12 protein-coding genes and 1 riboswitch are annotated in these 14281 nt (G+C 51.6%); of the genes, 10 read left to right on the plus strand and 2 right to left on the minus strand.

Annotated elements, in window-relative coordinates; translation table 11 throughout:
* Positions 1 to 58: 58 nt before the first annotated feature.
* From ABK821_RS23770 to oxyR, 6 genes are all read left to right on the plus strand, one after another.
* Complete coding sequence (locus ABK821_RS23770; RefSeq protein ID WP_343179063.1) at positions 59 to 1573, plus strand: sugar ABC transporter ATP-binding protein; 1515 nt, start codon at positions 59 to 61, stop codon at positions 1571 to 1573.
* A complete protein-coding gene (locus tag ABK821_RS23775; protein WP_343179064.1) occupies positions 1566 to 2558 on the plus strand; it encodes an ABC transporter permease in 993 nt (330 codons plus the stop codon). Before ABK821_RS23770 ends, ABK821_RS23775 begins: the two co-directional genes overlap by 8 nt.
* A gap of 13 nt (positions 2559 to 2571) precedes the next feature.
* Entirely contained in the window at positions 2572 to 3618 is a 1047-nt protein-coding gene (locus ABK821_RS23780; protein WP_285923650.1) for an ABC transporter permease, read from the plus strand.
* Entirely contained in the window at positions 3618 to 4499 is an 882-nt protein-coding gene (locus tag ABK821_RS23785) for an L-ribulose-5-phosphate 3-epimerase (RefSeq protein ID WP_343179065.1), read from the plus strand. The genes ABK821_RS23780 and ABK821_RS23785 overlap by 1 nt, the downstream gene beginning before the upstream one ends.
* A 10-nt stretch (positions 4500 to 4509) precedes the next feature.
* On the plus strand, positions 4510 to 5994 hold the full coding sequence (locus ABK821_RS23790) for an FGGY-family carbohydrate kinase (RefSeq protein ID WP_343179066.1): 1485 nt from the start codon (positions 4510 to 4512) through the stop codon (positions 5992 to 5994).
* 252 nt (positions 5995 to 6246) lie between these two features.
* Entirely contained in the window at positions 6247 to 7164 is a 918-nt protein-coding gene (gene oxyR / locus ABK821_RS23795) for a DNA-binding transcriptional regulator OxyR (protein ID WP_138362862.1), read from the plus strand.
* Here oxyR and sthA read toward each other — a convergent pair.
* Positions 7147 to 8547: a Si-specific NAD(P)(+) transhydrogenase gene (gene sthA / locus ABK821_RS23800; protein WP_138362863.1), complete on the minus strand. Its 1401-nt coding sequence runs from the start codon at positions 8545 to 8547 to the stop codon at positions 7147 to 7149. The two genes, oxyR and sthA, sit on opposite strands and share 18 nt — an antisense overlap.
* A gap of 196 nt (positions 8548 to 8743) precedes the next feature.
* Between sthA and fabR the strand changes: the two genes are divergently transcribed.
* Positions 8744 to 9379, plus strand: coding sequence for an HTH-type transcriptional repressor FabR (gene fabR, locus ABK821_RS23805; protein ID WP_138362870.1), 636 nt, complete (start codon positions 8744 to 8746; stop codon positions 9377 to 9379).
* Between the two features lie 15 nt (positions 9380 to 9394).
* Positions 9395 to 9754 (plus strand): YijD family membrane protein, encoded by a 360-nt coding sequence (locus tag ABK821_RS23810; RefSeq protein WP_138362864.1) that lies wholly within the window; start codon positions 9395 to 9397, stop codon positions 9752 to 9754.
* A gap of 45 nt (positions 9755 to 9799) precedes the next feature.
* Here ABK821_RS23810 and trmA read toward each other — a convergent pair whose 3' ends face one another.
* Positions 9800 to 10900: a tRNA (uridine(54)-C5)-methyltransferase TrmA gene (gene trmA / locus ABK821_RS23815; RefSeq protein WP_343179067.1), complete on the minus strand. Its 1101-nt coding sequence runs from the start codon at positions 10898 to 10900 to the stop codon at positions 9800 to 9802.
* A 117-nt stretch (positions 10901 to 11017) separates the two neighbouring features.
* Positions 11018 to 11200: riboswitch (cobalamin riboswitch) on the plus strand.
* Positions 11201 to 11266: 66 nt separating this feature from the next.
* Here trmA and btuB point away from each other — a divergent pair.
* Positions 11267 to 13114, plus strand: coding sequence for a TonB-dependent vitamin B12 receptor BtuB (btuB, locus tag ABK821_RS23820; RefSeq protein WP_343179068.1), 1848 nt, complete (start codon positions 11267 to 11269; stop codon positions 13112 to 13114).
* Positions 13059 to 13910, plus strand: a complete 852-nt coding sequence (gene murI, locus ABK821_RS23825) for a glutamate racemase (RefSeq protein ID WP_138362867.1) — start codon at positions 13059 to 13061, stop codon at positions 13908 to 13910. The genes btuB and murI overlap by 56 nt, the downstream gene beginning before the upstream one ends.
* Positions 13911 to 14281 lie beyond the last annotated feature (371 nt).

A 14281-nucleotide genomic window follows, 5' to 3' on the forward strand; every position in this document is an offset into this window, starting at 1 on the left:
ATGCGCCTCCGGGTCGTTGCTGGCCCGGACATCCTTACCGTCGTTCAGGAGCAGCAAGATGCCTCATAGTACAGAGCGAAATGCGGGTGAGCCGTTAGTGACATTAAAGTCACTGACTAAAAGCTTTGGTGGTCATCAGGCATTAAAAAATATTGATCTCACGATTAATAAAGGTGAGGTTCACTGTCTTGCGGGTGCGAACGGTTGTGGTAAAAGCACGTTGATAAAAACACTGAGCGGAGTTTATACCCCGGATACCGGCAGCGAAATTATCATTGATGATAAATCCTGGCAAAGACTGTCACCTGATAAAGCACGCGAATTAGGCATTCAGGTTATTTACCAGGATCTCTCTTTGTTTCCTAACCTGACGGTAGCGGAAAATATTGCCTTTGAGTACAACCTGAAAGGGTATTTGCGCTGGCATAAAAAATCCCACCTTAAAACCGTATCGCAAAAAATCATCCAGGAATTGAATTTCAATCTCAATGCGGATGCGCTGGTTCAGCATTTGCCTATTGCACAACGCCAGCAGGTGGCGATTTGTCGTGCCCTGGTCGCGGAAGCCAGGCTGGTTATTATGGATGAACCCACGGCGTCACTGACTCGTACTGAAGTTAACCAGCTTCTACGTACGGTGAATTATCTTCGCGAGAAAAATATTACTGTAGTTTTTGTCAGTCACCGACTGGATGAAGTGAAAGAAATTTCTGATCGCATTACGGTGATTCGCGACGGTGAGATCATTGGCACCTGGGCCGCAGATTTATTGTCACCTGGACACATTACTGAGCTGATGACTGGCAAAACAATCGTTCATCAGAAAAAATTGCCAAATAGCATTGGCGGAAAAGTTGTTCTTGAATTGAGTAAATTAAGTCGGAAAGGGCAGTTTGACGATATTTCTTTTCAGCTTCATCAGGGCGAAGTGCTGGGATTGTGTGGTTTATTAGGTTCAGGACGAACAGAGCTGGCGTTAAGTCTTTTTGGTATCACGCATCCGGATAGTGGTGATATTTATCTGGAGGGGAAGAAAGTCGCGATTAAAGATAATACGCAAGCCGTGAACCTGGGTATTGCCTATGTCTCTGAAGATCGCCTGACACTGGGGGCCGTTTTACCACAGTCAGTCAGCGACAATATGGTGCTCTCAATTTTGAATCGGTTAAAAACACCGTGGCAGTGCATTGATGAAAAGCGCCAGTCGACCCTTGTTAAGGAATGGATTCAGGATCTGGATATTAAAGTCGCCGATCCTGATAACCCACTGTCTACCCTTTCGGGCGGTAATCAGCAAAAAGTGGTGTTGGCGAAATGGATTTTAACGCGTCCGAAAGTCCTGATTCTGGATGCACCAACCGTTGGTGTAGATATCGGCGCGAAAGACAGCATTTATCAGCTTATTCATCGGCTTTCCGGGGTCGGTATTTCCGTATTGCTGATTACTGATGAGGCACCAGAAGCCTATTACAACTGCGATCGTATTTTCCATATGCAGCGTGGGAAGATTATTAATGAACTGCTGCCTTCTTGTTATACGGAACAGCAATTCGCGGAGGTGATTAATGGCTAATGTATTGCAGCCCCGATTTCCACGTTCGGTTGAAGGATGGCTGGGGTGGGTCATTGTTCTGATGTTGGCGTTTTTTTCTCTGATGAGCGATGAATTCCTGTCGATTCAGAATCTGCTGGATCTTACCGAAAGCTATGCCGTGACGGGGATTTTCGCCCTCGGTTTGTTTGTCGTCCTGGTGACCGGCGGTATTGATATTTCATTTGCAGCCGTCGCTTCCGTCGTGCAGTACGTAGTGGCGTCGTTGCTGCTTAGTGGAACGGTCACCAATCCCTTGCTGTGTCTTGGGCTCGCGATCGCGCTGGGTGTGATATTTGGCTTGATCAACGCGATCCTGATTTATTACCTCAATGTGGTTTCCATCATTATCACTATCAGTATGCAGTCGCTGCTGTTTGGCATGCTGATGTGGTTGACGAACGGTCACAGCATTTACGACTTACCCGACTGGTGGGTTACGCAGCGATCCCTTTTTAGCTTTGAGATTGAAGGGGAAATGTATCAGGTCGGATTGCCGTTGGCGGTCATGCTGGGTATGGCCTGCTTCACCTGGATGATCATGAATAAAACTCACATCGGACGTCAGCTTTATGCCGTCGGGGGCAGTGCGGAGTCGGCGCGGCGAATCGGTATTCGGGTTTCACTGATTTATCTGTTCGCCTATGGCTATCTTGGCGCCGCAGCGGCGATAGGCGGAATGCTGCAGGCGTATCGTATGAGCGAAGTGGTTCCCAATGCGTTGGTTGGAGGGGAGTTGGATGTCCTGGCGGCCGCGGTACTGGGAGGGGCGAGCTTATCCGGTGGACGCGGTTCCGTGATGGGTACGCTGATGGGGGTGTTCCTTATCGGGATACTCAAAAATGGTCTCAATCTGATCGGTGTGTCCAGCTACTTCGTCAATATTGTCATCGGGGTAGTCATTGTCTCGGCTATCTGCGTTACCCATTACAAAAAACGTAAAGAAACGGACGTTGGGTTCGTCTGACAAGGGGCTTGAAATGAAAAAACAGGCATTTTTACCAATCGATGGCACCAGCTCCGGTTTACTGGCGATATGTTTTTTTGCCGTGGTGGCATTTAGTCTGGCGATGCCCGGACGTTTTTTTACTGATAATACGTTTCTGAGCATTGCCTTCCAGTTGCCGGAGCTGGGACTGCTCACCTTCGCGATGTTTGTCCCCATGTTGAGTGGCGGGCTGAACCTGGCAATTATCGGTACTGCGAATCTGACCAGTTTGTTTATGGCCTGGCTGTTAATCCGGTTTGTGCCCGCGGATGCGTCCACTGTCCTGCAGTTAGGGTGGCTATTTCTGGCATTACTGGGAGCGATGATCATTGCCATCGTAATTGGAGCCATTACGGGGATGATTATTTCCCGGGTTGGGGCTCACCCGATTCTGGTCACGCTGGGCAGCATGACGATTATCAGCGGCATTGGTATCTATCTCACCAAGGGCGCTGCGCTGAGTGGGATGCCGCCGATTGTCCGCAGTATCGGCTCGGAAGTGGTTTATGGCATACCCGTTCCCATGGTGATTTTTATCGTCGCGACGATCATGCTGGCGCTGTTTCTCGGAAAAACCCGCACGGGAAAAGTGATTTACATGTGCGGCAGCAATATCAACGCAACCTGGTTTAGCGGTATTCGGACTGACCGTGTACTGATTGCGATTTATGCGCTGTCCAGTCTGCTCTGCGTGCTGGCTGGGCTCATTATGTTGGCCCGCTTTAACTCTGCGCGTATGGGCTATGGCGATTCTTATCTACTGCTGACAGTGCTGGCCATTGTCCTGGGCGGTACCGATCCGTTTGGCGGAGTTGGCAAAGTCGGTCATGTCTTCTGCGCGCTGTTGGTGCTTCAGGTGATCGCCACCGGATTAAGCCTTTCAGGTCTCAGTCTGCATTTCAATCTGGCCGTTTGGGGAATGACATTAATTGCCGCCCTGGCGTTTAAATTCTTCAAACAGAAATGGCAGGCGCGGCGTGCCATGAATAACAGCCTGAAAGCCTTTCAACAACAACTGGCCACTCGTGAGGGAAGATAATGCGTAGCCATCCATTAGGTATTTATGAAAAGGCACTCCCCAGGAATACCAGTTGGGTAGAAAAACTGGCTCTTGCGAAATCATGTGGTTTCGATTTTGTTGAAATGTCAGTAGATGAAAGTGAGGAACGGCTGGCTCGTCTGGACTGGTCGCTTGCCGAACGCATGGAAATCATCAGCGCGATTCAGAAAACCGGAGTGCGTATTCCGACCCTGTGTTTATCTGCTCATCGTCGGTTCCCGTTTGGCAGCCACGATAGCGATATTCGCCAGCAAGCGCGAATGATTATGCAAAAAGCATTGCGGCTGGCGCAAGACCTGGGGATTCGAACCATTCAGCTTGCCGGGTATGACGTTTACTATGAGCCGCAGAATGACGATACCATCGCCTCGTTTGAAGAGGCGATGGCCTGGGTGGCAGAGCAGGCCGCCGCCGCACAGGTAATGTGTGCTGTGGAAATTATGGATACGCCCTTTATCAACTCCATCAGTAAATGGAAGGTACTGGATGCGAAAATTAATTCTCCGTGGTTTTCCGTTTACCCCGACGTGGGCAATCTCACGGCATGGGGCAATGAGCTGGAGAGCGAGCTGGTAAAAGGTATTGACCGAATTGCGGCCATTCATCTTAAGGATACCTTCCCGGTGACGGCAGAGTCTCCAGGGCAGTTCCGCGATGTTCCCTTTGGTGAAGGATGCGTGGACTTCGTCATGTTATTCAGAATATTACGTCGTCTGAACTACCGGGGTACTTTCCTGATTGAGATGTGGACAGAAAAGTCCGCCGAACCGTTACTGGAAATTATCCACGCGCGGCAGTGGATAGAAAGTAAGATGCAGGCGGCGGGATGGTATGACGATCGGTCGCTTATCGCAGGATAGGGAGAAGACAATGAGCCATTACTTTATGGGCATTGATTTGGGCGGTACCGTCACCAAGGCGGGTATCTATACTGCCGAGGGCCGGGAAATCACGGTGGCTGCTCAGATCTTACCGCTACTCAGCCCACAGCCGGGATTTTGTGAGCGTGACATGGAAGACCTTTGGAGGGCAACCTGTGAGGTGATTAGGCGTGCGCTGGCTGAAAGTCACCTGTCGGCGGAACAGATTCGCGGGATTAGTTTTTCTTCACACGGCAAAGGCCTTTACCTGGTGGATAAATCAGGAAGGCCGGTACGCAACGGGATTGTCTCTTCGGATTCGCGGGCACAGTCTTTGGTTGCAGCCTTGAAAGCGCAGGAGATCGATCGTCTGGCGTATCCGCACAGTTTTCAGCAGTTGTGGCCTTCACATCCGGCGGCTTTGCTGAGGTGGTTGAAACAACACGAACCGGAAAACTACGCGCGAACGGGCTATGTGTTGATGGCTCACGATTACATTCGTTTTCGTCTGACGGCGGAGTTTACCTGTGAAGAAACCAATATTTCGGGCAGTCAGTTATTTAATTTGCAGCGTAATACTTTCGACGCAACGCTGTTTGCTCTATTCGGCATAGAGGAGATGTTCGAATGCATGCCGAAGGTGATTGGCTCTGCAGAACTGGCGGGGACGCTAACGCTTGAAGCGGCTACGTTATGTGGATTGAAAACAGGAACGCCGGTATTTGGCGGTGTGTTTGATGTGGTTGGCGCAGCCATCACTTCTGGCGTCTATGACAGTACACAGTTAAGTGCCGTCGCCGGGACGTGGTCTATTGCCACCCGTGTTTTTGATGGAATTATCCCGGCAGATTATCCGTATGTATGGGGTAAATTCAGTATTCCGGGACACTATTTCGCTCATGAAGGCAGCCCCACCTCCGCCAGTAATCTGACCTGGTTTATTCAGCACTTTTTCCCGGAACTGCAGGACGATCATGACACGCTTAACCAGTGGGTAGAACGTGGGTATGAGAAACCGGACTGTATTCTGTTTTTCCCCTGGCTATACGGTTCGAATTATTGTGATTCATTAAGTGGCGGGTTCTTTGGGTTGGGAGGACATCACAGCGCAGAGGACATGGTTTTCGCTATCTATCAGGGAATTGTGTTCTCGCATTTGCTGCATCAGGACAAACTATTGCAGCTTAGTGAGGGGACTCAAACAATTCGTTTTACCGGTGGCCCCACACATTCACATATCTGGATGCAGATGTTTTGCGATGCCAGCAATCTCCCACTTGAGATTGTGGACGTGGCGCAGTCTGGCTGCCGGGCGGCGGCGATGTGCGCGGCCGTAGGGACGGGGGATTATGTCGGTTTTGAGCAAGCGATTAATGCGACTCAGCCGCCGGTGATTCGTCTGGAGCCTGACGCAGAGAAGCATCAATTGCTGCGTAGACGGTTCGAACGATTCAGGCATGTCGCTGATGCCCTGAGTTCTGTGGATCGCGATTAACAATCTATTTTCATCCGATCATCTCTTAGTGATTAATCCGGGCTTTTTTATGCAAAAAAAAAGCGGACGCAAGGTCCGCAAAAGTTCACGTTGGCTTTAATTATCCGGGAGATAATCGATGAGGGGACTTAATGATGTTATAAAGTTTCCCTGATTTATCGATTTATTCTTGAACAGAAAACTTGATAGGGATAATCGTTCATTGCTATTCTATCTATCGCCATGAACTATCGTGGCGATGGAGGATGAATAATGAATATTCGCGATCTTGAATATCTGGTAGCGCTAGCCGAACACCGCCACTTCCGCCGTGCGGCGGACTCTTGTCATGTGAGCCAACCTACGCTCAGTGGGCAAATCCGGAAACTGGAGGATGAGCTTGGCGTGATGTTGCTGGAGCGCACCAGCCGTAAGGTTCTGTTCACCCAGGCGGGGTTACTGTTGGTCGATCAGGCGCGTACCGTGTTACGCGAAGTGAAAGTGCTCAAGGAAATGGCAAGCCAGCAGGGGGAAACGATGTCCGGGCCATTGCATATCGGCCTGATCCCGACGATTGGCCCTTATCTGTTGCCACTGATTATCCCAATGTTGCACCAGACCTTTCCGAAGCTGGAAATGTATTTGCATGAGGCGCAAACCCACCAACTGCTGGCTCAGCTTGACAGCGGTAAGCTGGACTGTGCGATTCTGGCACTGGTCAAAGAGAGCGAAGCCTTTATTGAGGTGCCGCTGTTTGATGAGCCGATGATACTTGCTATCAATGAAGATCATCCGTGGGAGAACCGTGACCGCGTACCGATGTCGGACCTCGCCGGGGAAAAGCTGCTGATGCTCGAAGACGGCCATTGTCTGCGCGATCAGGCGATGGGTTTTTGTTTTGAAGCCGGTGCAGATGAAGACACACATTTCCGGGCGACCAGTCTCGAAACGCTGCGCAATATGGTAGCCGCCGGTAGTGGCATCACGCTGTTACCCGCTTTAGCCGTGCCGCAGGAGAAAAAACGCGATGGCGTAGTCTATGTGCCGTGTATTAAGCCAGAGCCGAAACGTACCGTCGGGTTGGTTTATCGCCCGGGCTCGCCGCTGCGTAGCCGCTATGAGCATCTGGCGGAGGCCATCCGCGGTAAGATGGATGGCCATTTCGATGCAGCGTTAAAACAGGCGGTTTAAGCCATTTAACGCAGCGACCCGATAGGCTTCCGCCATGGTTGGGTAGTTGAAGGTGGTGTTAACGAAGTACTCAATGGTGTTACCGCCACCTTTCTGCTCCATAATCGCCTGGCCGATATGAATAATTTCGGCCGCGCGTTCGCCAAAGCAATGTATACCGAGGATCTCTTTCGTTTCGCGATGAAACAGGATCTTTAACGTCCCGACGCTCATGCCGACAATCTGCGCCCGCGCCAGATGTTTGAACTGTGCGCGCCCCACCTCATAAGGCACTTTCATCGCGGTGAGCTGTTGCTCAGTTTTACCGACGGAGCTGATTTCCGGAATGGTGTAGATCCCTGTCGGGATGTCTTCAATCAGATGGGCTGAAGCTTCACCTTTTACCAGCGCCTGGGCGGCAATACGCCCCTGATCGTAGGCGGCGGAAGCCAGGCTTGGATAACCAATTACATCGCCGACGGCATAAATATGTGGCAGGGCGGTCTGATACATACTGTTGACCTTCAACTGGCCACGGCTGTCTGTTTGCAGGCCGATATTTTCCAGTGCCAGGGAGTCGGTATTTCCGGTGCGGCCGTTGGCGTATAGCAGGCAGTCCGCTTTCAGTTTTTTGCCGGATTGCAGGTGCATGATGACGCCGTCATCCACGCCTTCAATTTTCTCATACTCTTCATTGTGACGGATCACCACGCCGCTGTTCCAGAAGTGATAGGAGAGCGAATCTGACATCTCCTGATCGAGAAATGCCAGCAGGCGATCGCGGGTGTTGATCAGATCAACCTTCACCTCCATACCGCGGAAGATCGAGGCATATTCGCAACCGATTACCCCGGCTCCGTAGATAATCACATGGCGCGGCTCGTGGTGCAGGCTGAGAATAGAGTCGCTGTCATAAATGCGCGGGTGATGAAAATCGACATCGGCCGGATGATAAGGGCGCGACCCGCAGGCAATCACGAACTTTTCCGCCGTTACGGTTTCAATGGTGCCATCGTGGCATTCCAGCGCGAGAGTGTGTTCATCAACGAAGTGGGCGTTACCCTGTAAAATTTCACAGTGGTTACGCTCATAGAACCCCTGGCGCATATGGGTTTGTTGGTTAATAACGCTGTCGGCATGATTCAGAATGTCGGCGAAGGAAGAACGGAGAAGGCGGGAGTGGTCGCTGTAGAGGGGGTTTTGATTAAACTCGATAATACGGCTGACGGCATGGCGGAGGGCTTTCGACGGGATGGTGCCCCAGTGGGTACAACCGCCGCCGACGTTATGGTAGCGTTCGATGACGGCAACGCGCGCTCCTTGTTTCACCAGTCCCATGGCGGCGCCTTCTCCGCCAGGGCCGGAACCGATCACAATTGCATCATAATCCCAAGAGTGTGTCATGGCATTACTCACCTGTTTTATACATAAAATAAACACGATGATAACATTTGCCGCACTTTAACCCAATTATCGTTGTGCTTTTTTGCGGCATAAAAGTAGAAACAACTCGTAAACAATCATTCACAATCCAGTGTAACCAGATTAGATCTGATCTCTGGTATAGTGCCAGCAGGACATGTGGAAGGATTCAGATAACGTGATGGGCGTAAGAGCGCAACAAAAAGAAAAAACCCGGCGTTCGCTGGTGGAGGCAGCATTTAGCCAGCTAAGTGCTGAGCGGAGTTTTGCCAGTTTGAGCCTGCGTGAAGTTGCGCGGGAAGCAGGGATCGCCCCAACGTCCTTTTACCGACATTTCCGTGATGTTGATGAGCTTGGTTTGACCATGGTTGATGAAAGTGGTCTGATGTTGCGTCAGCTCATGCGCCAGGCACGTCAGCGTATCGCTAAAGGTGGCAGCGTAATCCGTACTTCTGTTTCTACTTTTATGGAATTTATTGGTAATAACCCGAACGCTTTCCGTCTGTTACTGCGTGAGCGTTCCGGTACTTCTTCGGCGTTTCGTGCCGCAGTCGCCCGTGAAATTCAGCATTTTATCGCGGAACTTGCCGACTATTTAGAAATCGAAAACCATATGCCGCGAGCGTTTACCGAAGCGCAGGCTGAAGCGATGGTCACCATCGTGTTTAGCGCCGGCGCCGAGGCTCTGGATGTGAGCCCCGAACAGCGTCGGCAGCTGGAAGAGCGGCTGGTACTGCAGCTCAGAATGATCTCGAAAGGCGCGTACTACTGGTATCGCCGTGAACAAGAAAAAATATCAAATCATTCCGCATAACGTGAAGGACGATCAATGAAACACTCAATACAAGATAGAGGTACACTGCTGCTGGCGTTGATCGCAGGCCTGTCCATTAATGGAACTTTCGCTGCGCTATTCAGCTCAATTGTCCCTTTTTCCATCTTCCCGATTTTGTCGCTGGTGCTGACGGTTTACTGCCTGCATCAGCGTTATCGCAATTGCAGTATGCCGGTCGGTTTACCGGGCCTGGCCGCCGCCTGTTTTATCCTCGGCGTTCTGGTTTACAGCACCGTGGTGCGTGCGGAATATCCGGATATTGGCTCTAATTTCTTCCCGGCGGTACTGTCGGTGATTATGGTGTTCTGGATTGGCTATAAAGTGCGTAACCGCAAGAGTACGGCAACTGAATAATCTCTCGCCCGGCAACACTGCGGTTGCCGGGTTTTCTCCGGATCTTTATTTTTTCGTTAGCAGTACACCGCATTCCATATGGTGGGTATAGGGGAACTGGTCGAATAGCGCCAGGCGGGTGACCTCGTGCGTTTTACTTAGCGTTTCCAGATTCTGGCACAGGGTCTCCGGGTTACAGGAGATATACAGAATACGCGAGTATGCCTGCACCATCTTTTCCGTTTCGCTATCCAGACCGCTGCGCGGCGGATCGACGAAAATCGTCTCACACTGGTAGCTTTTGAGGTCGATCCCCTGCAAGCGGTTAAACTCCCGCACGCCGTTCATCGCCTGAGTAAACTCTTCCGCTGACATACGGATAATTTGTACATTATCAATATGGTTGGCGGCAATGTTGTATTGCGCCGCCGCCACGGACGGTTTAGCGATTTCCGTTGCCAGCACGCGGTCGAAATTTCGCGCCAGCGCCAGCGAAAAGTTGCCGTTACCGCAGTACAGCTCAAGCAAATCGCCGGTTGCGTCTTTTGTCGCGTCGATCGCCCATTCCAGCATCTGAATGTTCATCGCCGCGTTCGGCTGAGTGAAGCTATTCTCCACCTGGCGATAGACCATTTCACGCCCGCCAACCGGTAAACGCTCATCGATATAGTCCTGATCCAGCTCGATTTTAGTCTTAGTTGCACGGCCAACCAGATGCACGTTCAGATTTTGTGCCCGCAGTGCATCGCGAAAGCGTTCCGCCTGCTGACGCCACTCATCGTCGAGTTTTTTATGATACAGCAGTGATATCACGGCCTGGTTGCTCAGCGTGGTCAGGTAATCGACCTGAAACAGTTTATGACGCAGTACCGGGTTATTGCGCACGCCCTCAATTACGGCGGTCATTAACTGATTGATCAGTTCACTGGCGGCCGGGAAAGTATTCACCCTGATGCGGGATTTTGTCTGCTGGTCAAATATAATGTGATACAGGTCATCGCCATCGTGCCACAGGCGGAATTCCGCGCGCATGCGATAATGGTTGACCGGCGAACGAAACACTTCCGCAACCGGTGCGGCAAAAGGCGCCATCATTTTCTGCAAGCGGACGACTTTTTCTGCCAGCTGCGCTTCATATTGTTCGGTAGGAAGGTGTTCGGGGGTCATGATGCATCCTGAATAAAATAAGTACGCGGGGATTGTAGGGAAAGTGCCGGGGATGTCCAGCCATTGATGATATAAGGGAATATAACCGTAGAAGTCTGGACTTCTATATGTTTCTAATTATAGCATCGTGTTACCGGTCCTGTGAGTTAATAGGGAATCCAGTGTAAATCTGGAGCTGACGCGCAGCGGTAAGGAAAGGTGGGATGAGCGCATTGTGCAGACACTGCGATTTTTTTGCGGGAAGTCCTCATCCATTAAACACCCCGAGCCCGAAGACCTGCCGGAACACGTCGCATTTGGCTTCTATCATCGCGTGCTATTGATAGTCGTCGGCGGCATCCTTCGTTTATTACGGATGCTTTTAAAATGATTAAAAAAGCTTCGCTGATGACGGCGCTCTCCGTCACGGCTTTTTCTGGCTGGGCGCAAGACAGCAATTCAGATACGTTAGTGGTGACAGCAAATCGTGTGGCTCAACCTATCGAGACCGTGCTGGCGCCGGTGAGCGTGGTGACGCGGCAGGATATCGATCGCTGGCAGTCAACCTCTCTCACCGATGTGATGCGCCGCCTACCGGGCGTGGACATCGCGCAAAACGGCGGCATGGGGCAGCAGAGCTCTCTTTTCGTACGCGGCACCAACTCCAGCCATGTCTTAATCTTGGTGGATGGCGTACGTCTGAATCAGGCGGGCGTCAGCGGCTCTTCCGACTTAAGCCAGTTCCCTATCGCTCTGGTACAGCGTATTGAATACGTACGCGGCCCGCGCTCGGCGGTCTACGGCTCAGACGCGATTGGCGGTGTGGTGAACATTATTACCACTCGCGACCAGGACGGCACCACGCTCAATGCTGGCGTTGGCTCAAATGGCTATCAGAACTATGGCGGCAGCACGCAGCAGACTTTCGGCGGTAATACTCGCGTCACCCTGGCGGGCGACTATACCTATACCAAAGGCTTTGATGTGGTTGCGGAAGGCAATACCGGTGGCGTTCGCCAGCCGGATCGCGATGGCTTTATGAGCAAAACGATCTACGGCGCGCTGGAGCATAGCTTCTCCAATGAGTGGAGCGGCTTTGTGCGTGGGTACGGCTATGACAACCGGACGGCCTATGATGGCTCTCCTTACGGTGGCGTATTAGTTGACACTCGCCAGTTGTATAGCCAGACCTGGGATGCCGGCCTGCGTTTTAATCAGGATATCTTCCACTCGCAGCTGACCTCCAGCTACAGCCACAGTAAGGACTACAATTACGATCCGCGACTGGGGCGCTACGACACCTCGGCGACGCTGGATGAAGTGAAACAGTACAATGTGCAGTGGGCGAACACGGTCGATGTTGGCCACGGCAACGTTGGCGCTGGAATCGACTGGCAGAAACAAACCACTGAGCCTGGCACGAACTATGTGAACGATGGCTACGAAATCCGTAATACCGGCCTGTTTATCACTGGCTTGCAAAAGTTAGGCGATTTCACCCTGGAAGGGGCGGCGCGTAGCGATGATAACTCGCAGTTTGGCCAGCACGGTACCTGGCAGAGCAGCGCCGCGTGGGAGTTTATCGACGGCTACCGCTTTATCGCCTCTTATGGCACCGCCTACAAAGCGCCGAATCTCGGCCAGCTGTACGGCTTCTACGGTAATCAGAATCTCGACCCGGAAGAGAGCAAGCAGTGGGAAGGGGCCTTTGAAGGCCTGACGTCTGGCGTGACATGGCGCCTGTCCGGGTATCGTAATGACATCGATAATCTGATCGACTACGACTCGCAGCTGATGAAATATTACAACGTCGGCAAGGCGCGTATTAAAGGTATTGAAGCGACGGCATCGTTTGATACTGGGCCGCTGGCGCACAGCATCAGCTATGACTATGTCGATGCGCGTGATGCGAAAACCAACGAGCTGCTGGTGCGCCGGGCAAAACAACAGGTGAAATACCAGTTGGACTGGCAGGTTTATGATTTCGACTGGGGTGTGACCTATCACTATCTTGGCACCCGTTATGACAACACTTACGACCCGGTAACCTATGCGCCTGAGAGCGTTAAGTTGGGCGGTGTAAGTTTGTGGGATCTCGCAGTTTCGTATCCAGTCACCTCACATCTCACAGTTCGTGGTAAAATAGCCAACCTGTTCGATAAAGATTACGAGACAGTATATGGCTACCAAACTGCAGGACGAGAATACACCTTGTCTGGCAGCTACACCTTCTGATCCACGTCCCACCGTGCTGGTGTTTGATTCCGGCGTCGGTGGGCTGTCGGTTTACAATGAGATTCGGCAGCTTTTGCCGAATCTGCACTATATCTATACTTTCGACAATGTCGCTTTCCCCTACGGTGAAAAGAGCGAAGCGTTTATTGTTGAACGCGTTCTGGACGTCGTTACCGCCGTTCAGCAGCGCTATCCTCTGGCGCTGGCGGTTATTGCCTGTAACACCGCAAGTACCGTTTCACTTCCTGCACTGCGCGAAAAGTTCGCCTTCCCGGTTGTCGGCGTCGTTCCGGCGATAAAGCCAGCCGCTCGCTTAACGGCGAATGGTATTGTTGGACTGCTGGCGACGCGTGGGACGGTAAAGCGCCCTTATACGCGCGAACTTATCGCTCGTTTTGCAAATGAATGTCGTATAGAAATGCTGGGTTCTGCAGAGCTGGTGGAACTGGCGGAAGCGAAGCTGCATGGCGAAGAGGTGCCGCTCGACGAGTTGCGCCGGATTCTGCGTCCGTGGCTGCGAATGCAGGAATCACCCGATACAGTAGTATTAGGTTGTACGCACTTCCCGTTGCTCACAGAAGAGTTGCAGCAGGTGATGCCGGAAGGAACACGCCTGATTGATTCTGGCGCAGCGATTGCGCGTCGAACAGTCTGGTTGCTGGAACATGAAGCGCCTGATGCAAAATCCGGCGATGCGAATATTGCATACTGTATGGCGTTGACGGCAGAGACTGAAAAGCTTTTGCCCGTTTTGCAGCGTTATGGCTTCGCATCACTGGAAAAATTGCCGCTTTAAGCGCGTTTTGCACAAAAAAGAGACGCTTGAAATAATTTTTGAAAACAGGGCTTGTCAACGTCTCAGAACTCCCTATAATGCGCCTCCACTGACACGGAACAACGGCATGCAAGCCGCCGGGTCAGCGGGGCTCAGCGGTGAAAAGTCACCGTGAAAACCGACAGGGAAAAGCAAAATAATTGCTTGACTCTGTAGCGGGAAAGCGTAATATGCACACCCCGCGCCGCAGCGAAAACGAAGCGGCACTGCTCTTTAACAATTTATCAGACAATCTGTGTGGGCACTCAAAGTGACATGGATTCTTAATGTCTTCGGACAATAAATGAATACCAAGTCTCTGAGTGAACACGTAATTCATTACGAAGTTTAAT

This window comes from Klebsiella sp. KE9456, from assembly GCF_043832615.1.
Lineage (GTDB): Bacteria > Pseudomonadota > Gammaproteobacteria > Enterobacterales > Enterobacteriaceae > Klebsiella > Klebsiella indica.

Coding starts and splice junctions, on each gene's coding strand:
- murI (WP_138362867.1), top strand. CDS start 13,059: ATGGCTACCAAACTGCAGGACGAGAATACACCTTGTCTGGCAGCTACA.
- oxyR (WP_138362862.1), top strand. CDS start 6,247: ATGAATATTCGCGATCTTGAATATCTGGTAGCGCTAGCCGAACACCGC.
- ABK821_RS23785 (WP_343179065.1), top strand. CDS start 3,618: ATGCGTAGCCATCCATTAGGTATTTATGAAAAGGCACTCCCCAGGAAT.
- ABK821_RS23790 (WP_343179066.1), top strand. CDS start 4,510: ATGAGCCATTACTTTATGGGCATTGATTTGGGCGGTACCGTCACCAAG.
- sthA (WP_138362863.1), bottom strand. CDS start 8,547: ATGACACACTCTTGGGATTATGATGCAATTGTGATCGGTTCCGGCCCT.
- btuB (WP_343179068.1), top strand. CDS start 11,267: ATGATTAAAAAAGCTTCGCTGATGACGGCGCTCTCCGTCACGGCTTTT.
- ABK821_RS23770 (WP_343179063.1), top strand. CDS start 59: ATGCCTCATAGTACAGAGCGAAATGCGGGTGAGCCGTTAGTGACATTA.
- ABK821_RS23810 (WP_138362864.1), top strand. CDS start 9,395: ATGAAACACTCAATACAAGATAGAGGTACACTGCTGCTGGCGTTGATC.
- ABK821_RS23780 (WP_285923650.1), top strand. CDS start 2,572: ATGAAAAAACAGGCATTTTTACCAATCGATGGCACCAGCTCCGGTTTA.
- trmA (WP_343179067.1), bottom strand. CDS start 10,900: ATGACCCCCGAACACCTTCCTACCGAACAATATGAAGCGCAGCTGGCA.
- ABK821_RS23775 (WP_343179064.1), top strand. CDS start 1,566: ATGGCTAATGTATTGCAGCCCCGATTTCCACGTTCGGTTGAAGGATGG.